Source organism: Streptomyces sp. NPDC104106, assembly GCF_055584345.1.
In genome coordinates this window covers 45,875-68,251 of sequence record NZ_JBVJMF010000022.1, presented here as the reverse complement: position 1 = coordinate 68,251, position 22,377 = coordinate 45,875, and the positions used below count along the sequence as shown (strand labels likewise).

The window sequence follows — 22,377 nt, the reverse complement described above, 5'->3', positions numbered from 1 at the left end:
AAGAAGCCAACTGAACAGGGGCGCGAGACGGGAGGTGCCGGCTGCACCTACCAGAGCGATGACCGGCTTTCGTCTCGCGCCCCGCCCCCAGAGACGGAGGCACGACCAGCATGACCGAGATCGACACCAACCCGGTAGTCGGCGCCGGCCTGGACCGCCGACTGGTGTGGGATGCCGCGGAGCTCGTGGTGTCCACCCAGTTCGGTTCTCGGTCCATGCTGCAGCGCAAGCTCCGTATGGGCTGGCAGCAGACGGAGCTCGTCATGGAGGAGCTGGAGCGGCTCGGCGTAGTGGGCCCGGATGAGGAGTCCAAGGCTCGCGAGGTGCGCATTCGGCTCGTCGAGGACCTGGAGCCGGTGTTCAACGCCCTCATGTACGGCGAGACGATCACCACGGACACCGTGGTGGAGGCGGCGCTGGCCGAACAGGCCGACGAGACGCTGGTGCTTCCCGTGCCGCGCGAGCTGCCCCACCTCACGCTCACCAAGGTGCCGGCCGAGCCGGCGGCGCCCGGGGAGGGCCCAGACGATGACGGCGAGCCGGAGCCCGAGCACTCCCGGGGTGTCGAGGGCACCGTCTACACCTCCCAGGAGTGGGAGGTGCGCGAGGACCCCGAGGGGGACCGGCCGTGGATCAATCCGCAGCTGCGCACCCGTGAGGGGCGCCGCGGCTACCTGCGGTTCCTGCGCCGCCAGGCGCGCCGGCGGATGCGGAAGAGCGTGGCCCGTCAGCGCACTCCTCACGGTCTGCTGCCGCGGATGTGGCGCGGCCACCAGCGGGTGCGGGCCTGGGTGGTCGGCATCGAGGGCGCCAAGGCCAAGGCGGACCTGAAGCTGGCGTTGGTTTCGGTGAAGGAGGCCGAACGGGCAGCGAGGCGCGCCCAGCTGGCGATCCGTGACCGGGACAAGAAGCGGCAGGCAGCGGTTGCGTTGCAGATGGAGTCTGGCAAGCAGCTGGTCGTTGCGAAGGCGGCTGGCGAGGCGGCGAAGCGGGCCATGTGGACCCGCGCGGGTCTGGTGTACGGGCCGGTCGTCGTGGTCGACGGGGTCACCTTCGGGCTCACCAACGTGTGGGGCCTGCTCGCCGCGCTGATGGTGAACATGTTCGGCCTGGCCTGGATGGGCCGGGATGTCGAGCTCACCGAGGAGGAGCTGGCCAGGCTGGAGCAGATCGAGGACGGCATGCCGCAGGAGGTCACCATCGGCATGACCCCGCGGGTGTTCCAGGAAATGATGCGGCAGGCCCTGGTCGAGAAGCTGAAGTGCGAGATCAAGTCGCTCCGGGTGGACCCGCTCGAGTACGCCTACGTCGTGCACGTCTGGCTGGACGGGATGACGCCGAAGCGGATTGCCGATGGACTGGCCGACCTGGAGGCGAATCTGCCGGGCGTGCGGACGTCGTCGATCCTGCTGCGGCAGTCGGCCGAGTCGCGGAATTACTGCATCATCACGATTCCGGGCAAGGACGCCTGGGCCGCGGTGCCCGAACTCCCCTATCGGGAGCCGAAGTCGCTGACCACGGACGACATTCCGGAGGCGCAGATCGCGGCCGCGATGGACGGCTCCGCGCTGGGCCTGCCGATGGAGCGGACCAACGTCAACATGGTCGGCAAGTCCCGCTCTGGCAAGTCCACGTGGCTGCGGGCCATCGCGGACGTGCTGACCGCCACGGACGATCAGATCGTCATCGGCATCGACCTGGGTTCGGCCGGCAGCGGCTTCGCAGGCCTGCGCCGCGGGATGCACCTGGTCATCACCGACCCGTTCCTGGCGGCGGAGGCCCTGGACTGGGGTCTGGCCGTCGGCCAGGGCCGCCCCGACCTGTTCGACGAGCTGGGCATGGGCCAGACCTGGGTGACCTCTTCGAAGCGGCCCGGCATCAAGTTCGTGGTCGACGAGTTCCCCGCGCTGGTGATCGCCTCCCGTAAGCACGTCATCTACGACGAGGAGACAGGCCGCAAGACCGGCGACATCAACCTGGACGGCAAGCTCGCCGAGATGGCCGACACCTGCGCCAAGTCCGACGTCACGATGGTGATCGCCTCGCAAGGCCTGACGAAGGAGCGGATCGGCAAGAACACCTGGCTCAACGAGCTGCAGGTACAGGTCATGGCCGCCTGCGACAAGGACGACATCGGGCTGGTGCTCCACTCCGGCGCGATGGACGAGGGATGGGCGCCGCACCGCCTGCAGCCGCAGATGGGCAAGGACCTCAACGACGCCGGCGTCGCCTACGTCCTGGCCGGATCCAGGCACAGCGAGCCGATCCCGTACCGGGCGTGCATCACCTCCGATGAGGAGTACGACCGGCGCGGCCGGGAGCGCGGCCGGCACCTGGTCGCGATGGACGCGGAGTCGGAGGAGTTCTCCGAGATCACCCTGGAGGACCTGATGGCGAAGCAGGCCGCGCTCGAGGAGAGCCGCCGCCGGCGCCGCTCGTCCGGCCCGCCCGCCCTCATCACCACCATCCGAAGCATCTTCCGGGACGGAGGCGACCCGGCCGGCTTTTCGCGTGAGGAACTGGCCGAGGCGCTCGGCGAGGTGGACCCCGACACCTGGGCGCTGGACAACTTCGACGGCGACGACGAGGCCGAGCAGATCCAGGCCCGGATCGACGCGGTCCGGGTGGCGGTCGACGCGGTCCTGGAGCCCACCGGCCACTCCTGGCCGCTGGAGAAGTACAGCAAGAACCTGCCCCGCGGTTGGCGCCTGCGGGACCTGAAGGTGATCACCGGAGAGGCCCCGTCAGAGGGCTGACCGGGCACCGGAATCGGGACGGAACCGCAGGTCAGCGAGGGGAACCGGGCCGGAACCGGCCCGGAACCCCCTCGAGACCAGCGGAACCCGGTACCCGCCAAGATCCCGGTTCCGGCCCGGTTCCACCCCCCCTGACCTGCGAGTTCCTGTCGGTTCCACACCGGTTCACGCCCGAAAGATCCCTTGGAGTCCGAAAATGGGAATCGACCCGAAGCGCTACCCCAAGCCGGCCGCCGGCTACCACCGCATCGCCTGCGAGCGCCGCTTCATGTGGATCGAGCCCGACCCGGAGGCGAAGCTGCGCGACAAGTGGCTTCAGCACCCCGTCGCCTGCCCGGTCTGCACGGTCGACACCGAGCTGGTCCTCGTGTACGAGGAGCGGGCCGACACGTTCGTCCAGGTGCTGTGCCCGGGCGGCCACGAGTGGCCCGAACCCCTCATCGACACCGCATACTTCGCCGCCTACTCCCAACAGCGTTTCTACGCCGACCCCAACCCCGCCCTGCTGTGGATCATCGACGCGGGCTTCGGGGAGGAACCCCCGCCCCCGATCGATGACCACGTCGAACAGGTCGTCCGCGCCTACCGGGAAGCCGCCAAGTACGCCCACCGCAAGGCGAAGACCCGCGTCAAGCGCGCCGTGCGGAAGCCGATGCGGAAGGCCAAGAAGAAAGCCCTCAACATCGCCTTCGCGCCGGTCGCCGCCGCGTTGCGCACCGCCTGGATCATCCAGTCCGGCGGCGTGCCGCAACAGGCCCCCAAGGGCGCGAAGGCCGGGGGCAGGCGGCGCCGCCCCGAGGACGGCATGAAGATCCCTTCGGTGGCCGCCTACCGCAAGGCCCTCGGCGTCCCCGCCCCGGAGAAGGGACCGACGTGCCTGGTCTGCCAGGACACCGGCCGGATCACCGCACCCGGCGTCAGCATCCTCTGCACCGAGTGCAAGGGAGCTGCCGCACCGCTCGCCCGGGCAGAAGAGAAAGCCCGCCGCGTCCGCGAGGGTGGCAACCGCGCCGCCGCCGGCCGCGCCCGCAAGGCGGCCGCCCCGCGCACTCGGACCAGGACGAACACCCGCAAGCAGGGGGTGACCGTCCGCGCGGGCGAGACCGTCACCGGACCGGTCTCCGTCACCGGGCCCACGGCGGCCGCCGCGCCGAAGTCCACCGCTAAGAAGGCCGCGAAGGCACGTCCGCCCGCGCAGGCCGGCGCGGCCGCGGCCGAAGCGTCCGCCCACGCCGCCTCCCGCCCCGGCATGACTGTGGTGACCGGTGTCGTCAACGTCGGCAACGGCCGCACCACCGGCTCCGTCCAGGAAATCCACGTCTCTGGCAGCCGCCAGCAGATCAGCGTCCGCAACGACGGCCGCCCGCCCGCCGGCGGGCGCACCCCGACTGCCGGCGAGGCAGCTGCCGTCCGCGGCGACCTCAAGGCCGCCGACCAGGCCATACGCGAGAGTGCCGGCCGCTCCTCCACCACCGTCCAGGTCTCCGGCAAGAACAACTCGGTGATCACGACCACCACCGACGGAGATGCCACCCACGTCACCGGTGACGGGTGATCTCTGGGGCTCTGACCAGCGCCTCCAGAGAAACCCGCACCCGTTTAATGCATAGTCTTGAAATGCATACTCTGAATCTGCATTATGGAGTGTGTAAGCCCCCGGGGCGGCCGCCAGGTCGCCAACTCAGCCGACCGCCCCGGGTCTTCCGTCCCGCTCAACCCGACTTCCGACAAGGAGCAGCACGTGACCGAGAAGACGCAGCCGGGAGGTCAGAGCTCGCCCATGGACCCGATCAGCTACCGCTACGGTGGCGACGCCCGGATGAACGGCGTGGACATCACCATCAGCCTCACCCCCGCCCAGGCCAAGGCCCTCGGCGGGGAGGCCGGAGTGATGGCCGACTGGTTCCACACCGCGCTCCACGCGATGGCCATGCTCCGCACCGGCCGCAACGCCCAGGGAGAGCCGTACTTCGCCGGACCGAACGACTGGTACACCGCGATCAACGACCTCGACCACCGGCTGATCCCCCGCCTGGAGGGCATCCGCGACGCCGTGGTCCGCTCCCACGCCAACAGCGGCGGCACCGTGCAGCACCTCGCGCTCGCCATGGACGTCCCGGACAGCACCGCCCAGTTCCGCCAGGAGGCCCTGCTGAGGACCATGCCCAGCACCTGGGAGAAGTGGGCCGAGGACGGAGGCCCGGAGAACAAGGGCCGCATCTCCGACCCCTACGCGCCCGGCATTCCGGTCGCCGGCGGATTCGTCATCGGCCAGCAGGTCCGCATCACAGCCGTCTCCGGCCTCCTCGCCGACCGGACCGACCTGATCGGCAAGGTGGGCCGGATCGTCTCCGAGGCGCGCGACGGACAGCTCACGGTCCGCGGCCTCAGCGGCAAGGAGCGCGAAACGTACGCGGACTTCCTCGGCTTCTGGCCGACCGAGCTCGACCCCGCCGACCGGAACTGACTCCGCCCCGGGACGGCCGCCACAGTTGCCGAACTCACCGGCCGTCCCGGGCCCAACTCGCAGCTCCAGGACCTTCTCCGTACCGACCCGACCTGGAAGGAGCGACCGTGGCCAGGACGCAGCACACCTGCGGCGGACCGAAGTTCGGCCGCCTGACCGCCGGCGCCGAGCCGGTCCGCTGGGCGCCCAGCCGCCGCGAGCAGGACGAGCGGCGCACCCAGGAGATCCACGACCACTTCCGTGGCCCCCACTCGCCCCACGCCCGCGGCGAGTGCGGGCCCGTGTGCACCTTCGGGGACTGGTAACGGCCCGGCCCCTCTTTCTCCCGGGGCGACCGCCAGGTCGCCAACTCCAGCCGCTCGCCCCGGGAGCCTCCCACCCGCCGAAGAGAAGGCAGATCCGACATGGGAATTCGAGACCGGCTCCGCGATGCGGTGATCGAGCACACGAGCCGCGCCGACGGCTCGCCCGCCCTCGCTCACCGGGCGACCCAGGTGGCCTCCTCCGCCGCCAACCTGGCCAGCCAGCACAGCCACCTCGCCGCCGCCGGCATCGCGTCGCTCGGAGCCGCCGCCGTCGCGGCGGAGGGAGCCCTGACCAACTACGTCTATCCGCAGGGCGAGTACGCCACCTTCCGCGAGGACTGATTCGCCGCTCGGGTCGACAGCACCCAAACTACGCGCAGACTCTTGTAATGCATACTTAGATTCTGCATTATGGAGTCCTGTAAGAAGCCCGGGGCGGCCGCCAGGTCGCCAACTCCAGCCGACCGCCCCAGGCCCTCCAACCCGCTCCACCCAACTCCAGCCGAAGGAGCAGCACGTGACCGAGATGACCGCCTCGCCCCGCAAGACCATGGCCCGCACCGAACCGCACAACGTCATCGTCCGCCGCTTCGTCACCCGCATGCTGCGCCGGGCCGTCGACGGCAGCGACCTGTTCTTCAGCTCGGCCTTGCTGGCCCTCGCCGGACTGTGGTTCGCGCACACCGGCCCGGCCTGGATCGCCCAGGCCACCGCCTGGAAGCTGATCGGCTACGGCGTCATCCTCTACGGCATCAACCGGCTCTACGACGGCGTCGTCGAAGGCATCGCCGACGCCCTCGACCCCGACGGCTTCGACGGTGACGTCTTCTTCGAGATGACCGAGAGCCTGCGCGCGCTGCGGGCCGACATCGACAGCGGAGCCGACACCGACGACGTCCTCGACAGCCTGGTCGCCAGCCGCGTGATCGAGGAACTGGGCGGCACCGTCCGCGGCCTCTCCCAGCAGTACGCCGCCCGCGGCGACCAGGACGAGGTCCAGCGGCTGATGGCAGTGGTCCTGCACCTGCGCAACGCCGAAGACAACCTCGGTTACGGCACGCTCAACGCCGAGCTGGACGCCGTCGAGCGCAGCAGCGCCGGGCTGTCGTAGCTTCGCCCGGGGACGGCGGCCAGGTCGCCAAACTCAGCCCGCCGTCCCCGGCCTCCCATCCCGCTCCACCCGGAGCAGGGGGCCGGAACCATTGTCTCCTACACCCCGAGTGGAGTTCACCAGTGACCCCCCGACACAGCCGACCCGACGGTGCCGAACAGAACCTCGAGGCAGCCGTCAGAGAGGCGAAAGAAGCCCGCGACAAGGCGATCGCCGACGCCGACAAGACGTTCTGGACCCGGATCGCCGAACTGAAGGGCTCCTACCGCGGCGCCCAGACCGACATCGCCGGCTTCCTCGGCGTCACCCGCGACGCGATCCTCAAGGGCATCAAGAAGCACGCCGGCGACAAGCCCACCAGCTGACTCGCCACCCCGGGCGCGGCCGCCAGGTCGCCAAACTCAGCCGACCGCCCCGGGCCTCCTTCTCCCTCCCACCGTTCCCCCCGCAGCAGAGGTTGGCCTTTCCATGCCCGCACACTCGACAGCCACGCTTGCCGCGCCCCGGACCTTCTGGTCCGAAGCGGCCCTCGCGGCCGCCGTGGACGCGGTGTTCGCCGAGGCCCTCGCCGAAGAGCTGGCCGCCGCCTTCCGCGACGAGCCCTCCGCCGAGCCCGAGATCACCGACGACGCCCAGCAGGCGCCTGTGATCGTGCTGCCGGACACCGACACCCTCATCCGGCAGGCGGGCATCGCCACCGGCCCCTGCCCGCCCGACCCGCGCATCCCCACCCGATCGGGACAGCTGGCCCGCACCGCCGGCCGCTGCGCGGCCCGCGCCGCCTGGGTGCTGCTGAAGTACTCCACGCTCTTCGCCGCCGGCGTCCTCGTCTGCTCCATCCGGCTGCTGTGGGACCTCACCATCCCCCGGACCGGCACGACGCGGCAGCTCGAGGCGACGCCCGCTCCCCGGCCCGAGGCCGTGCGCGCCTTGAGGGCCGCCGACTTCCTCCAGGCAACCTCCGAGACGATCCGCGTCCGCGGCTGGGTCCAGGGCGACTTCGTCGCCGCCGACGGCGTCTGCGTGATCGGCGCCGAGCAGGAGCTCGTCCACTCCGGTTACGCCAGCCGCACGACCGCCACCGACGCCAACGTCTACCTGCGCTCGGTCATCGGCCGCCGCTCCATCCCGCGCTGGAACGACAACCTCCAGCGCACCGAGGAGCAGGTCCACCGTGCCCTCCTCGCCGCCGCCGACCGCGCCCGCGCCGCCGCCCAGTAGCCACCGCCACGAAAGGGACACCCCTCATGGTCGCCATCACCGAAGCACGCGTCGGGTTCCGCAACCGGGGCCTGGCCCGGCACGCCCGGCAGATCGCCGACGCCGCCGCGGACCTGGTCCGCTACCAGTTCGGCTCCCTGCCGTACATCGAGCTGCTGCTCACCAGCGACACCAACCACTTCGCGGAGGCCGCCGCCCGCTCCGAACTCGCCCTGGTCCCCGGCGTCAGCTCGCGCGCGGCGAACAAGGAACTGCGCCTGGCCCGCCGCAACGCCCGCGGCAAGGCCGGTATCACCGTGCTGCGCGAGGTCGGTGTCCTGGTCGTCGCCAACCTGGCGAATGTGCCCGACAAGGCCGCCGTGAACCAACTGCTCGTGCATGAGTTCACCCACGGCCACCAGCTCGGCGACCCCGCCTCCCGCCAGCAGCACCTGGACTTCTGCGCCCACGCGTACGGCGTCACGCGGCTCCCGCGCCGCACCGTCCGGCAGATCGAGGTCCTTATCGACAGCCGCGAGGACCAGGCCTACGCCGCCGAACGCCTCGCCACCCAGCTGCCCGCCTGATCAGGACGGAAGGACCACGCCCATGCGACTGCGACTTCCCGGAGTGAGCCGCACCGACCGTGCCCGCTGGCGCGCGGCCCGCTCCATCGCCGATCTCGCCGAACTGACCGCCTTATGGCTCGAGGGCCGCATCGCCTCCCATCCCGGCGTCATGCCGAACTGCGGCCCGGACGAGGAGACCACCCACCTGGTGCCGGTCCTCGCCCTCGCCAACCGCGCCGGCTACCTGACCGACAACTCCCAGCCCGGTATCTCCCGACCGGGATTCGACGGCCGCTGGTGGGCGCAGCGCGCCGCGGTGACCGGCTGGGTCCGCCGCGACCGCAAAGGCGTCGACTTCGTCAACCAGATCATCGGACCCGCCCGGGCGGCCGGACTGGTCGTGTGCGCCGACAGCCACAGGCTCGGGTATCCCGTCACCAACGTGGACGGCCGCGACTACACCACCTTCGGTGCGCTGCTCAGCAAGCGTGACCTGCGCAGCATCTGGCCCGCCCACCTCATCCACCGCGACCTGTTCCGCGAGCTGGAGATCGCCATCCAGCTCACGGTCGTCGACCCCCAATGGGGCCGCGACGATGTGCTGTGGGACGTCCTGGCCAAGGCCCTCTACACACCGCCCACACCCGCCGCCGCACCGAACATCACCGAACCGGGCCTGTACGTGCTGATCGGCCCGGCTGGCTCCGGCAAGTCCACCCTCGCCGCACGGCACTTCCCCGCAGGCTCCGTCCTCGAGCTCGACGCCTTCCGCGCTCTGGCCGCCGGCACCCGCGCCGACCAGAGCGCCACCCCGGCCGCCGTCACCGCCTTCGACGCGATCCTCACCGCCCGCCTCGAGCGCGGCCTGCTGACCGTCCTCGACGCCACCCACGCCGAGGCCCGCCACCGCCGCAAGTACACCGACCTCGCCCATCAGCACGGCCTGCCGGCCATCGCCGTCCTGCCGGACACCCCGGACGCCGAGTGCCAACGACGCAACGCGATGCGCCCGGACGACCGGCGAGTTCCCCCGCGCATCCTGCGCGACCAGGCCCGCCAGGCGGCCCGCTTCAACGCGAAGGCCGACGGCTTCGACGCCGTGCTCCGCCCGGCCGACCTCGCCCCCGCCGACCCCAGCTGACAACCACCTCCCCATCCCTCCCCGCAGGAAGGAGCCTGCCCGTGCAGACCACGCCCGCCCCCCAGCCCCAGACCGACGCCGAAGCCCGTGTGCTCGTCGACCAGATCGTCGGCAGCGACATCGAGGCGCCCTCCGCCTTCAACGGCGACTGGCACCAGCTCCTGAAGAACACCGCCGCCCGCTGGGCCGTCGACACCCCCGCCCGCTGGGCCGCCGAGACTCTCGCCGGCACCAGCCCTGCCCCGACCAGTTCCTGACGAGATCCCCCTGGACTCCGGACGGCCCGCCGGGCGCCCGGCCCCACCAGAACACAGGAGACCCAATCCCGTGACGATCAACACGACGGCACTCAACCCGACCGATCAGAACCCGGCCAACTGGCTGGACGCCATCCGCGGCCGCGTCCAGGCCGCCACCCCCGGACCGTGGACGGTCCAGAGCGCCACCCTCAACGGCCACGTCCTCACACGCTGCGTCGGCATCAACGACCTGGCCAGCGACGACGACTGCATCGCCGAACTCGACGTGCACCCCGACGGCCGCGACGCCGCCAACGCCGACTTCATCGCCCACGCCCCCACCGACATCAAGCAGCTGCTCGCGCACATCGACCAGCTCACCCAGCGCCTGGCCGCCGCGGAGGCCGCCTTCCCCGGCATCACCCATCTGGTTCCCGGCGAGCCGGTCGAGCTGACGATCTACCGCACCGAGCACGACACCATCCCCTGCGGCCTGTTCACCAACCGTGCCGCGGCCCGCGCCTGCGGATCGGACCTCAGCACCCGCGACGACGACCGCATCGAGGTCACTCACGCGTGGATCCCCGAGCACGGAGGCGACGACGCCGCCGAGGACCTGTCGCTGTTCGGGCCCGACGGCGAGGACGACGAGACCATCACCAACTACTCGATCGTCCCGCTGACCCTGCACGCCGCGTACGACCCGCAGACCTCGGAGGACGGGGCATGACCGGCCGCACGCAGATGTGGGAAGTCGACGTCCCCATCTGCCACCCCGACGACCAGCGCACTGGGATCCACGTCTTCACCGGCCTGGCCAGCGACAAGAACGCGGCCTTCGCCTCCGCCCGGCGCGTCGTCGAAGAGGCCCTCGAGCACCTGCACAACGGGCGCGAGATCCCCGTTCCCGACCACGCCCGGATCGACTGGGCCGCCCGCGGCCTGCGCCCCGGCTGGGAGCTGCGCTGGGAGTGTGCCAAGGCCCACCAGATCATCCTCTGAATCCGCCCCGGGACGGCCGTCAAGGCCTGGAAAACCACCGGCCGTCCCGGGCCCCCCTCACCCGCGCAAGCGAGAAAGAGAGAGCACCATCATGCACGCTCGCACCAGCGGCACGCGCACCCCGGCCAGAAGGACCGCCGCCGAGATCATGCGCCAGATCGCCGCGCGTTCGCCCCGCCTGGGCCGCACCCCGGAATCCGTCTGCACCCGTCAGCACTGCCACGTCGCCTGGCGCGGCGAGGAAAACGACTGCTGGCACTGCGGCCTGCCCGCCACCGCCACCTACCGGCGGCGCGGCTCTGCCCTGCAGAGGCTGCTCGCCCAGGTCGACGCCGGCACGGCCCGGAAGGCGGTCGCGGCATGAGCACCCTCGCCTTCCTCAACCAGCTCGTCGGCGCCCAGGTCCTGGGCGACCACCTCACGGCCTGGGTCAACAACCTCGTCGACAACGAGGAATTCGCCCGCGCTGACGCCTACCGCTGCATCACCGACTGGGCCGACGAGGGTGACCCGAGCATCATCGCCTCCACCGGCCAGACGTGGGTACGCCGCGACGACGTCGACCCCGCCGACGCACCCGTCCGCCGCCTGCACGTCGTGGAACGCACTGACGACGGCGTCTTCCTCATCTACTACCTCCACGACATCGACACCGGCTTCGACATCGACGACCACGGGGACCAAAGCCTCCTGCTCGAGCAGGACCGCGACCTCAACCGCTACCAGCTCGCCCACCACCTGCCTCCCTCCCACGACCTGCCGCGCGGCGCCGACTTCCCGGTGGAACTGCTGCACCTGTACCGGCTCGAGGCCTGGTTCCCGCCCGAGTTCTTCCTCCCCGGCTGCACCCCGAAGGAGGCGAACACGCCGTGACCGCCGCCATCCGTACGACCCGCGCCGCGGGCTGCACCGAGTGCGCCGGCCGCGACGCCGAAATCCTCGAGGTCGTCTCCGGCAGCCGACTCGACAACGACCGCGTCGCCGACCGACTGGCCCGCAAACTCGGCAACGGCGCCCACACCCACGCCGCCCTCAACACCGACATGCACGTCGTCCGCGCCCTCACCAGGGAGAACGCGTCATGACCACGGCCACCCGACTCACCAGCCGCGACTCCTACATCACCGTCCGGACCGACCGCACCACCGAGCGGGGCGTTGACCTTCTCGCCGTCGAGAGGGCGGTCAACGGCGAGAAGCCCGAGAGCATGACCGACACCGAACTGGCCTACGCGGCCCGCGTGCTGAGCGAGCACAACGTCTCACGCGACGAGTCCGCGCGCCGCCTGGACCTACCGGCCTACGTCCTGCGCAAGTGCCAGGACAGCGGGTGGAAGCCCGACACCATCACCAGCTGGCGCGAAAACTCGCAGAAGAAGGCGGTCGCGGCATGACCGGCCGTCTCGCTCCGTTCCCCCGTTTCACCGGCGCCGAGCCGTGCCAGGACCCCGACTACGACCCGGACCTGTGGAGCAGCAGCGACCCCGTCGACCGGGCCACCGCCCAACTGGCCTGCCTCAGCGGCTGCCCCGTCCGCGAGAAATGCCTGGCCTGGGCGATCGACCACCCCACCGAGGCAGGCGACGACATCTGGGCGGGCACCACGAAGGCCCGACGCACCACGCTGCGCCGTGAATTCTCGACCACTGCGACGAGGAGGAAGTCGGCATGAGTACCCGCGACACCGCCCTGCTCATGCTCAAGGGCCGCCGCGCTCCCGGCGAGATCCAGCGCGCGACCGGCATGAGCACCGGCCAGATCGCCGCCCTCGCCGAAGTCCAGGGCCTGTCCCAGACCGCGGCACGCTCCGGCGGCTTCCTCACCGGCATCGACCCGACGCTCATCCGGGGCCTGGTCGCGCTGATGTGGGCCGAGCAGAATGCCGGGCACCAGCGCGTGCGACGGCAGGCCGCCCGGGTGCGGGAACTGCTCGGTGAGCTCGCCGGCTACCAGAGCCGCATGATCGCCGAAAATGGCATCCGTGGCGAGCTCGCCGAGATCAACCGGAAGCTGAACAACGCGCAGTCCAAGCTCAGCCGTCTCGGCGCCAGCACCGCCTTGCTGATCCGGGACTGGGCAGAGAAGCAGGGCATGACGGTCAGCCCGAGCGGTGTGCTGTCCGCCGATGTCATCGACGCCTTCGAGCACAACCACCAGCACACCAACAGGCTCGACCAGCGCCGCGCCATCACCGCGGCCCGCCTCCAGCGCGAGATCGCAAGCCTCAAGCGCAGCCGGACCGCCGCCCGCCGCCGACTGGACAGCCTGACCAACCCGCCCGCCGCCGAGGTACGGGCCTGGGCCCAGCAGCGGGGCCTGGCCGTAGCCGTCGGCGGCCAGATGCCCGCCTACTTGATCGAGGCCTACAAGGACCACCAAGCCAAAGCCATGTCCGAGCAGGCCGGATAAGCGATGGCCGTCTTAACACTGGCCTACCGCCGCACCGAGCGGGTCACCGGTACGGGACGCGTCACGCTCGCCCGTACCGGCGGCGGCGCCGACTTCGGCGCGTACGCCCTCCTCTACACAACCCGACCCGTCGACGGGGGAGTGGAAGCCATCATCGCCGCCACCCGCCCCGAGGACACCGACCCGGCCTGGAACCTCGACGAGCCGCACCGGTCCGGGCCGAGGGTCAGCGAAACCCGCCCGCTGATGGTCTGGGCGGCCGGCCTCAACGGAGCCAAAGCCAACGACCGCGGCGACGCCTACGCCGAGCGGCTGGCCAAGGCGCTGCTCACCACCGCGTGGAGCACGCGCATGGTCCCCCCGCCCGGCACGGTCGACCTGCCGCTGGCCGCCTGGGAGATCGAGACCCAGCACGTCGTCCCGCTCTGGCACGCCGGACACACCGCCGTCCGCATCGGCCGCCTGATCACCGTCACGGCCAAAGAGACCTAGACGCCCCTGAGCACCGGCCCTCGCCCGGATGCCGTGATCCCGGGCCGGGGCCGGTCAAAGCCCCCTACTACTGCAGGAGAGAACCGCTTTGAGTACCACCCGCATCGAGTGGGCCACCCACGTCTGGAACCCGATCTCCGGATGCGACCGCGTGTCCGACGGCTGCACGAACTGCTACGCCGCCGTGTTCGCCCGCCGGCACCGCGCCATGGGCACCCGCGGCTACCAGACCGATGGCCGCCCGGAGACCTCCGGACCCGGCTTCGGTGTCTCCCTTCACGACTGGGCCCTTACCGAGCCGCTGCGCTGGCGCACCCGGCGCGAACGCATCTTCGTCAACTCCATGAGCGACGCCTGGCACCCGGAGGTGCCGGACGAGTACCTGGCCGCCCTGTGGGCCGTCATGTACTGGACCGGTGCCGACGTCCGCGGCCGCTACGCCCATCGCCCCGTCCAGACCTACCTCCTTCTCACCAAGCGGCCCCCCAGGATGCGGGCCTGGCTGAAGAAGTGGGCCGACCGCGACACCCGCGTCGAACTGATCAAGGCGGCTGCCGCGCGCGGCTGGTGCGACCAGGAAGACATCGACAACGCCCCCTTCATGCCCGACCGGCTGGCCTCCGTATGGCTCGGCGTGTCCGTGGAGGACCAGGACACCGCCAACACGCGGATCCCGCAGCTGATGCAGACCCCCGCCGCCGTACGGTTCGTCTCCGCCGAACCTCTCCTCGGGCCGGTCAACCTCACCCGCTGGCTGCGGCCTGCCCTCGACTGCGGCTTCGCAGACCTGGCCGACGGCTGCTGTACCCACCCCGCCACCCTCACCCCTGAGTGCCACCGCTGGGTGCGCTGCCCCGTCGCCGCGGCGGGCCGATGGGAGGGCCTGGACTGGGTGATCGCAGGCGGGGAGAGCGGCCCGGCAGCCCGCCCCATGCACCCCCACTGGGCCAGCAAGCTGCGCATCGACTGCGAGGTTGCCGGCGTGCCCTTCTTCTTCAAGCAGTGGGGGGAGTGGGCACCGCTTGCCCCCAACACCGCCGGACGCCCGGGTGTCGTTCACGTCGACCCCCAGGGCGGCATCCACGGCTCGGCCGCCGGCGACACGCCGCCCGCCGGATCGGCACGTATGGCCCGGTACGGCAAAAGCCGCGCCGGCCACGTCCTCGACGGCGAGCACTACCAGCAGCTCCCCGGCCACTACGACGACCACGGCACCCCCACCACCCTCGCGACCCGCTGAACCACGCGGCCCAACAAGGAAGTTGCGGATGACCATCAGCCCATCGGCCGCCGAGCACGCCCCGCGTCTGCTGGAGCAGCTCGAGCGGTTCACCACCCGCGACGACGGCCAGGTTGCCGTTGGCCGGCGCCTGCTCGCCGACCACCCCGACCTTCCGCTGTTCGGCTTCGCGATCTCCCACAGCATCGATCCCGAGCCGGGCAAGCCCGCGCACTCCCTGATCCTGCGCGTCGGCGAGTACAACACGGACGCCATCACCGCCTGGGCGAGCGCTCTGGGCACCGAACCGGTCATCGACGGCGCCCGCCACACCCTGACCACGGCCATCGACGGCATCGGGATCTGGGCGACCGCCATGGTCCCGGACGACGTCTACGACATCGAGCAGGCCGTCTTCACCCCCACCGATGCCGACGTCACCTGTACCTACCGGGGATTACTCCTGACCAGTCTCGGGGAGGACGGCGCTCTGCTCATCGTCGGCCATCCGCCCGCGCGGCACGTCCTGGCCGCTACGAGCGCCTACTACCGCGACACCTGCGGCCAGCGCCTGCGCCCGTTCGATGCCAACGACCTCGCCGACAGCATCGCGCGCGGTTGGGGCCGGTTCGTCGCCTACCCCACCCGCAGCGAGTGGCAGCTCCAGCCCTGCTGGGAAACCACCCCCGGCGCCATGCCCGTCACCTGGATGTACGCCGAGGACGGCCATACCCAGGACCTCCTTTCCGTCGTCGCGCACTGCCCGAACTGCCAGCGCCCCAGCCGCGGCCTCGACTACGACCCCGTGGACGGGCGCGTACACGTGTGCCCCTCACCCGTCTGCCGGCACCAGTGGCCGGTCACCGACTCCACGTCCCCGACCAGCATGAAGGAGCACACCTGATGCGGTACGTCGCCACGATTCAGCCCGTCCACTCCGACAACACGGTGTGCAAGCACACGTTGACGGACACCAGTGAGCCGAAGGACCAGGCCGGCTGCAGCGGCCGGTCCGGCTACATCGCTCGCTGCAGCGGTTGCAGCTGGCGCCGCACGAGCAAGACCGAGGCCCAGCTGGAGGATCTCGGCGACTCGCACCTGCGCAGCCACCTCCACACCCCCGCCCTTGCCGCCAGCTGACACTCCGCGGCGGCCCGGAATCCCCGCATCCCCGGCCGCCGCGCCCGGAGGACTTTCAGATGACCGGGATCACCGGACGCACCTACCTCGAACGCGGCAGCCCCGTCACCGTGATCACCGCCTACAACGCCCGCCGCACGCCGGACATCACAGCCCCCTGGCTGCACTTCTCCTGGCCCGGGCGCCGCCCGGCCGCAGGACCCCGCAACGTCGCCATCCGCCGCGCCGACGGATCCACCACCATCCGCCCCTTCCGTGGCCTGACCCGACCCGATCGCCACGACAGCGACCCCAAGGAGGAACACCGATGACCGATCCCAGCACCGAAACCGCCGCCCCGGCCTGGCTCGCCGCCGCCGAAGCCGCCCACCAGGAACAGCACATCGACACCCTGGCCCAGGGACTGCTGCGCGCCCGGCGCCACGCCGATCTGATCAACGCCCGCCTCGCCGAGCTTGGCATCGAGCCGATCGACGCCGCTGGCGTCGACGACCGCGGCAACCTCAAGCCCGCCCGGCTCACCGAGCCCGAATTCGACCCGCACGCCTACTACGAGGTGCGCGCGGCCTGGAGCGAGGACGACAAGGAAGTCGAGCTGCACACCGCCGACTGGGAAGACGACCAACCGACCTTCGGTCGCGTGCGCCTGCTGAACTCGCTCGCCGACGTCGCCGCCGCACGCCGCGAGTGGCCCAAGTTGCCCGCCCCCGCGCGCGACTACCGCCTCGAGGCGATCCGCGCGATGGACAGCCTCAACCCCGACCACCTCAACAACGCCCAGGTCGAACCGATCACGACCGCCATCAACGGCACCACCGCAGCGCTGCTCCACCTCGCCGACACCATCGCCCGCACCAACTCCACCGTCTGAACGGACAACCTGATGAAGCTCAGCATCGCCCACAGCGACCTCGCCGCCGCCGTCGCCGACACCGCCCGCGCCCTGCCCGCCCGGCCGCCCGCCCCCGTCCTCGCCGCCCTGAAGCTCGCCGCCGCCGACGGCACGCTCACCGTGTCCGGCTTCGACTACGAGATCTCCGGCGAGGCCACCGCGAAGGCCGACGTCACCGAGCCCGGCACCGCGCTGGTCTCCGGCCGCCTCCTCGCCGACATCACCCGCGTCCTCAAGCCCAAGCAGCCGATCAACCTGGCCCTCGAGGGCACCCGCGTAGTCCTCACCTCCGGACAAACCCGCTACACCCTGCACACCCTGCCCCTGGAGGAGTACCCGGCCCTGCCCACGACGGAAGAGCCGACCGGCACCGTCTTGGGCGCCGCCCTCGCCGAAGCCGTCGCCCAGGTCGCCACCGCCGCCGGCCGCGACGACACACTGCCCGTCCTGACCGGCATCCAGCTCGAGCTCACAGGCGGCAAGCTCACCCTCGCCGCCACCGACCGCTACCGCTTCGCCGTGCGCACCGTCGACTGGACCGCCATCGACACATCCGTGGAAGAGGCCACCGCGCTGCTGCCCGCGAAGTCCCTGACCGACACCGTCAAGATGCTCGCCGGCGCCGACCGCATCCACATCACCCTCCCCGGCCAGGCCGGCGTGCTGGGCCTGGCCGCTCCAGCCCGCTCCACCACCGCCCGGACCATCGACGGCCAGCTGCCCCAGTACAGCAAGCTGTGGCCCACCCTCGACAGCATCAACGCCACCGTCATCGTCGACAGCGCCGAGCTGGCCGCCGCCATCAAACGCGTGGCCCTGGTCGCCGAGGGCAACAAGCCCCTCCAGCTCACCCTCGGCGGCGGCGCCCTGTCCCTGCACGCCGGCACCTCCGACGACGCCCAGGCCGTCGACACCCTCGACGCCGACTACGACAGCGGCGTCCACGACTTCACCATCGCCTTCAACCCCACCTTCCTGCTGGACGGCATCACCGCCCTCGCCGCCCCGAAGACCGTGCTGTGGATGACCGAGCGGACCAAGCCCGCCGTCCTCACCGGCGCCGACGCCGCCGCCAAGCTCGGCGAACTCGAGTTCGGAGGCGACGCCCTGCAGTACCTGCTGATGCCCATCCGGCTCAGCGCCTGACCCCGCCCCGGGGCGGCCGCCAGGTCGCCAACTCAGCAGGCCGCCCCGGGCCTCCCACCCCAATCACCCTCAAGCAAAGGGACCGCACGTGACCCTGACCAGCCACGCGACGACCAGCACCCACCCGGGCGCCACCCACCGCGCCTACGACCCCACCCCGTCCATCCCGCTGCTGATCACCGAACTGGCCCAGGAGGACTTCTGGGCCCGCTACGCCACAATCCGCGGCGACGCCGAGCACTTCACCCCCGGCTACCTCGCCGCCCGCGAGACCGCGGCGCTGCTGCTGCGCGCCGTGATCGCCGACCTGTTCGCCCTGGCCGACCCGACCAACCCGGTCGCGGCCGCCGACGCCGCGGCCGCCGCCAACGCCGTCCGCCGCAAGAGCCAGCAGATGCAACTGCCCGCCGAGGCCGCCCGAGCCTGGCTGCGCGACGAATACGAAGCCTGGCGCAACGAGGCACCGCACCCCCCGAACTGCCCCGGCCACTGCGGCGGCACCGGCATCGTCATGGAAACCACCACCTGGCAGGACGACGGCGCGCCCGTGTGGGCCGAGCCCGCCGACTGCCGGCGCGGCGAGGAAGACGACCCGCACTTCGACGACTGCCTCTGCCGCGGAACCGGCCGCCGCTGGAACGCCGAGTACCGCGAGTACCAGCGGTGCGACCGCTACACCCCCGACCCCGGCCACGCGCGACCCGAACCTCGCCCGGGGGAGGTCTGGAGCACCGGCCCGTACGGCGAAGAGCCGTTCTAGCCGCGCCTCGCCCATCCGCCAGCACCGGGCCGGACACCCCCGGCTCGGTGCCCTCCCCGGGGAGCACCCGTGTACCTCGCGCGAACCCTGTACGCGCTCGCCTGCGACGGCTGCGCCGCCGTCTGCCGACTGCCCGACGAAGACGCCGAGAACGACTACGAACTGCACCTGCCCGAGGAGCAGCTGGACCCGGGCCTCGCCCGATGCATCGAGGCCCAGGGCTGGATCATCGGCAGCCGCCACCACTGCGCCGCCTGCGCCATCAAGCGCGGCGACCTCCTGATGGAGCGCCTGGATCTCGAGGCCACGCACGAGCCGCTCTTCGAACTCACCGACCTGCCCAGCCCCGCCGACCGCGACCAGGAAAGCAGATGACCACGACCCGCAAGCGCACCCGCGACATCCTGCGCACCGCCGCCCTGTCCTCCTGCGGCACCTACCGCTACCTCCTCGTACGGGAATGGGCGAGGAGCGGACGCACCGCCGTCTTCGTGCTGCTGAACCCATCCACCGCCGACGCCGACCGTGACGACGCCACTACCCGCCGCTGCATCAACTACGCACAGGACTGGGGCTGCAGCAGCATGTGGATCGTCAACCTCTACGCCTTTCGCGCTCGCCACCCCGCCGACCTGTGGACGGACCACGACCCGGTCGGTCCCGAGAACGACCGCTTCCTGCGCACCGCGGCCGCCGTCGCAGCCGACAGCGGCGGCCCGCTGGTCGCCGGATGGGGAACGGAGGCCCGCCCCGAGAGGATCTCCGCCGTCCTCAACCTCCCCGGCCTGGAGATGCCCAGCGCCCTCGCGCTCACCCAGTCGGGTCAGCCCCACCACCCGCTCCGGCTGGACGGAGCCCTCACCCCGAAACCGTGGACGCCCCCCGGCACCCCGGTCTTCCCCGTGGCGACCCGCCGCACCGAGCCGCTCGAGACGCTCGACGTGGTCCTGAACCGGCCAGGCCTGCCTGACCTCCGGCTCGGCCCGTACTACTACCCGCACGTCGCCCGCGGCGTCGCGACCGGCCTGCGCCAGCAGATGCACAGCACCCAGCACGTGCCCGGAACCGTGGTGACGGTGCAGCCGCACCGCGGCGCCGACCACCTCGAGGCACGGGTGCCCACCGACCCCGACGCTCTCGCCGACCTGATGGACGCCGACCCGCCCGGTGACGGCACCGGCCGCAACTTCCCTGACCTGTACGCCCGGCTATACGCCCAAGAGGGATACGAGCGCGCCAGCGAGTTGTGGTCCCAGGCCTGCAAGGCCTGGGAGTTCTCGCGCAGCGGCGACCTGGATGCGTAACCCGTCGCTCCGGCCGCCGGTGGCCGCGTACTCACCGGCGGCCGAAAACACACACCAAAGTTATGCATAGCCTTGAAAGGCATAGTGCGATTCTGCATTATGGAGTTCGGAGCGGCCGCCAGGTCGCCACTCAAGCCGACCGCTCCGAACCCGCACCACTCCCAACCCGCCAAGCATCAGGAGACCTCACGACATGACGGACTCCACCGTCAAAGCCGCCGTGTTCGCCGCCGTGTTCATCGCCCTCTACATCGCCCACAGCGTCGGCGATCACTGGGTGCAATCGTCCTGCCAGGCCGCCACCAAGGGGCAGCCCGGATGGACCGGCCGCCTCGCCTGCGGCCGGCACGTCGTCGGCCTGACCATCACCAAGGCGGTCGTGCTCACACCCGTCGCCCTGGTCCTCAACCTGCCCGTCACCGTCCTCGGAGTGCTCGTCGGACTCACCCTCGACGCCGCGAGCCACTACTGGGCCGACCGCCGCACGACACTGCGCCGCCTCGCCCACCACTGCGGCAAGAGCGAGTTCTACTCCCTCGGCATGCCCGACCACCCCGCGCACCCCACCACCGCCGAGGGCACCTACGCCCCCACGCTGGGCACCGGCGCGTACGCACTCGACCAGAGCTGGCACATCCTCTGGCTCGGCATCGCCGCCCTCCTCATCGCCGCGCTGTAACGCAGCCCGGGACCACAACCTCCCACCGCACCACGGAAGGAAACCCGTGAGCAGCACCCCGAACATGACCCTGGACGAGGAGATCGCGGCAGCCGTCGCCATCGTGCGCGTCGGCCTGGACCGCCTGCGCGACGCCGCCACGCGCACCGAGGCCCTGGGCCCGCACGTCGCGGTCCTCCGCGCCCTGCGCGACCACCGCAACCCGGACGCCGGTGTCTGCGCGGCAGTCGCCGACGTCATCGGCACCATCACCGTGTCCATCACCGAGACCGACCACGAGGCCATCGACGACGTCGTCGACCTCCTCGACGAAGCCCAGGCCTACGCCCAGGACAACACCGGCGAGCGCATCGACCGCGCCCTGACCCTTCTCGCCCCCCTCCTGGACAGCGAGGAGAACCGGTGAACCGACAGACCAGCCACCCGGAACCCGTAGCCAGCCGGCAGAGCAGCACCGTGCGGCTGACCGTCCGCGAGACGACCACCGCGCAGCTCCCGCCCCTCCCCGACCCGGAGACCTACCGCGCATACTTCGCCAACCCGCACGACTACGTGCACGCCCCCCAGGACGCGAAGGCCGGCCACTTCCAGCAGATCGTGCTGGACCTGCGCACCAAGGACCTGTTCTTCCACGGCGAGGACTGGCGCGTGCGCCGCGAGGACCAGCCACGCTTCCCTGCATCCGGCCTCTTCGCCCCGTTCCACTGGCTGAAGGTCCCAGACATCATCTACTGGGTCATCGACAGTGGGATCCCGGTCGCCGAACGCCCCTACCTCACCGTCGACGAGGGCAATGCCTTCGCGCACCAACTGGCCCCGCTCGCCCAGACGCTGCTGGACCACCTGCTGCCCGTACCCGGCACCGACACCCTGGACTGGTCCGCCGAATCAGCCTCCGCCGGACGGGACATCGAGGCCGCGTGCACCCGCTACCAGCACCCGCCGAAGGGACGGCGCCCGGAACTTGTGAACATGAGCGAGGCCGTCAAGGCCTGTCCGGAGATCGTCCGACCCGAATGGGCGCACTACACCGATGAGCGGCTCGACGACACCGCCGAGTACCTCAACCGGTGCGGCCTGCACCACCACCCTGCCATCGCCCAAGCCCTCGAATTCGGACCCCAGACGCCACACGCCTCCCTCGTCGGCACCCGCGCGTGGCTCTACCAGAACCGCCGCAACGCCCAGGCCGTGCTCGCCTCTCAACTGAACACTCCGACCGTCGGCGATGCCGAGGACACCCACACCTGAGAGGACACGGGAATGGACACGCCTCCTGGCCAGTGCAGGCAGTGTTGGCAGCACGCCCACGATCCGAGCATCCACCGCCAGCTCGGGCCCCGAGAGGACTGCCCGCAGTGTGTGGATCACATGCTCAACGGTCACGGTTCGCACCTCGTGCCCAAGAAGGAATCTAGCTGGTGGTGACGGTCCTTCGCCCCATCTGGCACAGGGCCTCGACCCACAGGTCACTTCACCGGCACGAGCTGCGTACTCCGGGCAACTGACGCCTTACCTGGGCCCCCGCGATCAGCAGGCGATCAAGC

Annotated in this window: 33 protein-coding genes; all 33 read left to right on the top strand. The window is 71.1% G+C overall.

Features of this window, described 5'->3' with window-relative positions; all coding sequences use genetic code 11:
* The first annotated feature begins 110 nt into the window (after positions 1–110).
* The 33 genes from ACZ60X_RS36370 to ACZ60X_RS36210 all read left to right on the top strand — a co-directional run bounded on the left by ACZ60X_RS36370 (position 111) and on the right by ACZ60X_RS36210 (position 22,258).
* On the top strand, positions 111–2,756 hold the full coding sequence (locus ACZ60X_RS36370; protein ID WP_469608065.1) for a DNA translocase FtsK: 2,646 nt from the start codon (positions 111–113) through the stop codon (positions 2,754–2,756).
* Between the two features lie 196 nt (positions 2,757–2,952).
* The gene (locus ACZ60X_RS36365; protein WP_469608062.1) at positions 2,953–4,311 is read left to right on the top strand and encodes a hypothetical protein; all 1,359 of its coding nucleotides are present in this window, start codon (positions 2,953–2,955) and stop codon (positions 4,309–4,311) included.
* Positions 4,312–4,497: 186 nt separating this feature from the next.
* A complete protein-coding gene (locus tag ACZ60X_RS36360; protein ID WP_469608060.1) occupies positions 4,498–5,223 on the top strand; it encodes a hypothetical protein in 726 nt (241 codons plus the stop codon).
* 107 nt (positions 5,224–5,330) lie between these two features.
* Positions 5,331–5,528 carry a hypothetical protein gene (locus tag ACZ60X_RS36355; RefSeq protein ID WP_469608057.1) on the top strand — a complete coding sequence of 66 codons (198 nt, stop codon included), beginning with the start codon at positions 5,331–5,333 and terminating at the stop codon, positions 5,526–5,528.
* Positions 5,529–5,627: 99 nt separating this feature from the next.
* Positions 5,628–5,870, top strand: coding sequence for a hypothetical protein (locus ACZ60X_RS36350; protein ID WP_469608053.1), 243 nt, complete (start codon positions 5,628–5,630; stop codon positions 5,868–5,870).
* A 175-nt stretch (positions 5,871–6,045) separates the two neighbouring features.
* Entirely contained in the window at positions 6,046–6,639 is a 594-nt protein-coding gene (locus tag ACZ60X_RS36345; protein WP_469608051.1) for a hypothetical protein, read from the top strand.
* A gap of 122 nt (positions 6,640–6,761) precedes the next feature.
* On the top strand, positions 6,762–7,004 hold the full coding sequence (locus tag ACZ60X_RS36340) for a hypothetical protein (RefSeq protein ID WP_201843353.1): 243 nt from the start codon (positions 6,762–6,764) through the stop codon (positions 7,002–7,004).
* A 103-nt stretch (positions 7,005–7,107) separates the two neighbouring features.
* Complete coding sequence (locus tag ACZ60X_RS36335; protein WP_469608048.1) at positions 7,108–7,860, top strand: DUF6197 family protein; 753 nt, start codon at positions 7,108–7,110, stop codon at positions 7,858–7,860.
* A 26-nt stretch (positions 7,861–7,886) separates the two neighbouring features.
* Positions 7,887–8,426 carry a hypothetical protein gene (locus tag ACZ60X_RS36330; protein WP_469608046.1) on the top strand — a complete coding sequence of 180 codons (540 nt, stop codon included), beginning with the start codon at positions 7,887–7,889 and terminating at the stop codon, positions 8,424–8,426.
* 22 nt (positions 8,427–8,448) lie between these two features.
* Positions 8,449–9,549 carry a DUF6919 domain-containing protein gene (locus ACZ60X_RS36325; protein ID WP_469608043.1) on the top strand — a complete coding sequence of 367 codons (1,101 nt, stop codon included), beginning with the start codon at positions 8,449–8,451 and terminating at the stop codon, positions 9,547–9,549.
* Positions 9,550–9,590: 41 nt separating this feature from the next.
* Positions 9,591–9,806, top strand: coding sequence for a hypothetical protein (locus tag ACZ60X_RS36320; RefSeq protein WP_469608041.1), 216 nt, complete (start codon positions 9,591–9,593; stop codon positions 9,804–9,806).
* Positions 9,807–9,876: 70 nt separating this feature from the next.
* Complete coding sequence (locus ACZ60X_RS36315; protein ID WP_469608038.1) at positions 9,877–10,518, top strand: hypothetical protein; 642 nt, start codon at positions 9,877–9,879, stop codon at positions 10,516–10,518.
* On the top strand, positions 10,515–10,790 hold the full coding sequence (locus ACZ60X_RS36310; protein WP_469608036.1) for a hypothetical protein: 276 nt from the start codon (positions 10,515–10,517) through the stop codon (positions 10,788–10,790). The genes ACZ60X_RS36315 and ACZ60X_RS36310 overlap by 4 nt, the downstream gene beginning before the upstream one ends.
* A gap of 91 nt (positions 10,791–10,881) precedes the next feature.
* Positions 10,882–11,154 (top strand): hypothetical protein, encoded by a 273-nt coding sequence (locus tag ACZ60X_RS36305; protein ID WP_469608033.1) that lies wholly within the window; start codon positions 10,882–10,884, stop codon positions 11,152–11,154.
* Positions 11,151–11,663, top strand: a complete 513-nt coding sequence (locus tag ACZ60X_RS36300) for a hypothetical protein (protein WP_469608031.1) — start codon at positions 11,151–11,153, stop codon at positions 11,661–11,663. Before ACZ60X_RS36305 ends, ACZ60X_RS36300 begins: the two co-directional genes overlap by 4 nt.
* Entirely contained in the window at positions 11,660–11,875 is a 216-nt protein-coding gene (locus ACZ60X_RS36295) for a hypothetical protein (protein WP_469608028.1), read from the top strand. The genes ACZ60X_RS36300 and ACZ60X_RS36295 overlap by 4 nt, the downstream gene beginning before the upstream one ends.
* The gene (locus tag ACZ60X_RS36290) at positions 11,872–12,183 is read left to right on the top strand and encodes a hypothetical protein (RefSeq protein ID WP_469608025.1); all 312 of its coding nucleotides are present in this window, start codon (positions 11,872–11,874) and stop codon (positions 12,181–12,183) included. Before ACZ60X_RS36295 ends, ACZ60X_RS36290 begins: the two co-directional genes overlap by 4 nt.
* Positions 12,180–12,461: a WhiB family transcriptional regulator gene (locus ACZ60X_RS36285; protein WP_201843363.1), complete on the top strand. Its 282-nt coding sequence runs from the start codon at positions 12,180–12,182 to the stop codon at positions 12,459–12,461. Before ACZ60X_RS36290 ends, ACZ60X_RS36285 begins: the two co-directional genes overlap by 4 nt.
* Positions 12,458–13,198, top strand: coding sequence for an Lsr2 family DNA-binding protein (locus ACZ60X_RS36280; RefSeq protein WP_469608022.1), 741 nt, complete (start codon positions 12,458–12,460; stop codon positions 13,196–13,198). Before ACZ60X_RS36285 ends, ACZ60X_RS36280 begins: the two co-directional genes overlap by 4 nt.
* Before the next feature lie 3 nt (positions 13,199–13,201).
* Positions 13,202–13,690, top strand: a complete 489-nt coding sequence (locus tag ACZ60X_RS36275) for a hypothetical protein (protein ID WP_469608019.1) — start codon at positions 13,202–13,204, stop codon at positions 13,688–13,690.
* Positions 13,691–13,778: 88 nt separating this feature from the next.
* The gene (locus ACZ60X_RS36270; protein WP_469608016.1) at positions 13,779–14,930 is read left to right on the top strand and encodes a phage Gp37/Gp68 family protein; all 1,152 of its coding nucleotides are present in this window, start codon (positions 13,779–13,781) and stop codon (positions 14,928–14,930) included.
* Between the two features lie 28 nt (positions 14,931–14,958).
* Positions 14,959–15,813 carry a hypothetical protein gene (locus ACZ60X_RS36265; RefSeq protein WP_469608014.1) on the top strand — a complete coding sequence of 285 codons (855 nt, stop codon included), beginning with the start codon at positions 14,959–14,961 and terminating at the stop codon, positions 15,811–15,813.
* Entirely contained in the window at positions 15,813–16,049 is a 237-nt protein-coding gene (locus ACZ60X_RS36260) for a hypothetical protein (protein ID WP_469608012.1), read from the top strand. The genes ACZ60X_RS36265 and ACZ60X_RS36260 overlap by 1 nt, the downstream gene beginning before the upstream one ends.
* 59 nt (positions 16,050–16,108) lie before the next feature.
* Positions 16,109–16,360 carry a hypothetical protein gene (locus tag ACZ60X_RS36255; protein WP_469608009.1) on the top strand — a complete coding sequence of 84 codons (252 nt, stop codon included), beginning with the start codon at positions 16,109–16,111 and terminating at the stop codon, positions 16,358–16,360.
* Complete coding sequence (locus ACZ60X_RS36250; protein WP_469608006.1) at positions 16,357–16,920, top strand: hypothetical protein; 564 nt, start codon at positions 16,357–16,359, stop codon at positions 16,918–16,920. The genes ACZ60X_RS36255 and ACZ60X_RS36250 overlap by 4 nt, the downstream gene beginning before the upstream one ends.
* Before the next feature lie 12 nt (positions 16,921–16,932).
* The gene (dnaN, locus tag ACZ60X_RS36245) at positions 16,933–18,087 is read left to right on the top strand and encodes a DNA polymerase III subunit beta (RefSeq protein WP_469608003.1); all 1,155 of its coding nucleotides are present in this window, start codon (positions 16,933–16,935) and stop codon (positions 18,085–18,087) included.
* An 88-nt stretch (positions 18,088–18,175) separates the two neighbouring features.
* Entirely contained in the window at positions 18,176–18,847 is a 672-nt protein-coding gene (locus tag ACZ60X_RS36240) for a hypothetical protein (RefSeq protein ID WP_469608000.1), read from the top strand.
* A gap of 69 nt (positions 18,848–18,916) precedes the next feature.
* The gene (locus ACZ60X_RS36235; RefSeq protein ID WP_469607998.1) at positions 18,917–19,222 is read left to right on the top strand and encodes a hypothetical protein; all 306 of its coding nucleotides are present in this window, start codon (positions 18,917–18,919) and stop codon (positions 19,220–19,222) included.
* Positions 19,219–20,151 (top strand): DUF1643 domain-containing protein, encoded by a 933-nt coding sequence (locus tag ACZ60X_RS36230; RefSeq protein ID WP_469607994.1) that lies wholly within the window; start codon positions 19,219–19,221, stop codon positions 20,149–20,151. Before ACZ60X_RS36235 ends, ACZ60X_RS36230 begins: the two co-directional genes overlap by 4 nt.
* A gap of 193 nt (positions 20,152–20,344) precedes the next feature.
* Positions 20,345–20,830 (top strand): transcriptional regulator, encoded by a 486-nt coding sequence (locus tag ACZ60X_RS36225; RefSeq protein ID WP_469607992.1) that lies wholly within the window; start codon positions 20,345–20,347, stop codon positions 20,828–20,830.
* 46 nt (positions 20,831–20,876) lie between these two features.
* The gene (locus ACZ60X_RS36220; RefSeq protein WP_469607990.1) at positions 20,877–21,236 is read left to right on the top strand and encodes a hypothetical protein; all 360 of its coding nucleotides are present in this window, start codon (positions 20,877–20,879) and stop codon (positions 21,234–21,236) included.
* Complete coding sequence (locus tag ACZ60X_RS36215) at positions 21,233–22,081, top strand: hypothetical protein (RefSeq protein WP_469607987.1); 849 nt, start codon at positions 21,233–21,235, stop codon at positions 22,079–22,081. The genes ACZ60X_RS36220 and ACZ60X_RS36215 overlap by 4 nt, the downstream gene beginning before the upstream one ends.
* 12 nt (positions 22,082–22,093) lie before the next feature.
* On the top strand, positions 22,094–22,258 hold the full coding sequence (locus tag ACZ60X_RS36210) for a pRL2-8 (protein ID WP_469607983.1): 165 nt from the start codon (positions 22,094–22,096) through the stop codon (positions 22,256–22,258).
* Positions 22,259–22,377 lie beyond the last annotated feature (119 nt).

Coding starts and splice junctions, on each gene's coding strand:
- ACZ60X_RS36300 (WP_469608031.1), top strand. CDS start 11,151: ATGAGCACCCTCGCCTTCCTCAACCAGCTCGTCGGCGCCCAGGTCCTG.
- ACZ60X_RS36255 (WP_469608009.1), top strand. CDS start 16,109: ATGACCGGGATCACCGGACGCACCTACCTCGAACGCGGCAGCCCCGTC.
- ACZ60X_RS36305 (WP_469608033.1), top strand. CDS start 10,882: ATGCACGCTCGCACCAGCGGCACGCGCACCCCGGCCAGAAGGACCGCC.
- ACZ60X_RS36250 (WP_469608006.1), top strand. CDS start 16,357: ATGACCGATCCCAGCACCGAAACCGCCGCCCCGGCCTGGCTCGCCGCC.
- ACZ60X_RS36225 (WP_469607992.1), top strand. CDS start 20,345: ATGACGGACTCCACCGTCAAAGCCGCCGTGTTCGCCGCCGTGTTCATC.
- ACZ60X_RS36230 (WP_469607994.1), top strand. CDS start 19,219: ATGACCACGACCCGCAAGCGCACCCGCGACATCCTGCGCACCGCCGCC.
- ACZ60X_RS36280 (WP_469608022.1), top strand. CDS start 12,458: ATGAGTACCCGCGACACCGCCCTGCTCATGCTCAAGGGCCGCCGCGCT.
- ACZ60X_RS36350 (WP_469608053.1), top strand. CDS start 5,628: ATGGGAATTCGAGACCGGCTCCGCGATGCGGTGATCGAGCACACGAGC.
- ACZ60X_RS36325 (WP_469608043.1), top strand. CDS start 8,449: ATGCGACTGCGACTTCCCGGAGTGAGCCGCACCGACCGTGCCCGCTGG.
- ACZ60X_RS36285 (WP_201843363.1), top strand. CDS start 12,180: ATGACCGGCCGTCTCGCTCCGTTCCCCCGTTTCACCGGCGCCGAGCCG.
- ACZ60X_RS36290 (WP_469608025.1), top strand. CDS start 11,872: ATGACCACGGCCACCCGACTCACCAGCCGCGACTCCTACATCACCGTC.
- ACZ60X_RS36335 (WP_469608048.1), top strand. CDS start 7,108: ATGCCCGCACACTCGACAGCCACGCTTGCCGCGCCCCGGACCTTCTGG.
- ACZ60X_RS36275 (WP_469608019.1), top strand. CDS start 13,202: ATGGCCGTCTTAACACTGGCCTACCGCCGCACCGAGCGGGTCACCGGT.
- ACZ60X_RS36210 (WP_469607983.1), top strand. CDS start 22,094: ATGGACACGCCTCCTGGCCAGTGCAGGCAGTGTTGGCAGCACGCCCAC.
- dnaN (WP_469608003.1), top strand. CDS start 16,933: ATGAAGCTCAGCATCGCCCACAGCGACCTCGCCGCCGCCGTCGCCGAC.
- ACZ60X_RS36260 (WP_469608012.1), top strand. CDS start 15,813: ATGCGGTACGTCGCCACGATTCAGCCCGTCCACTCCGACAACACGGTG.
- ACZ60X_RS36265 (WP_469608014.1), top strand. CDS start 14,959: ATGACCATCAGCCCATCGGCCGCCGAGCACGCCCCGCGTCTGCTGGAG.
- ACZ60X_RS36370 (WP_469608065.1), top strand. CDS start 111: ATGACCGAGATCGACACCAACCCGGTAGTCGGCGCCGGCCTGGACCGC.
- ACZ60X_RS36310 (WP_469608036.1), top strand. CDS start 10,515: ATGACCGGCCGCACGCAGATGTGGGAAGTCGACGTCCCCATCTGCCAC.
- ACZ60X_RS36330 (WP_469608046.1), top strand. CDS start 7,887: ATGGTCGCCATCACCGAAGCACGCGTCGGGTTCCGCAACCGGGGCCTG.
- ACZ60X_RS36365 (WP_469608062.1), top strand. CDS start 2,953: ATGGGAATCGACCCGAAGCGCTACCCCAAGCCGGCCGCCGGCTACCAC.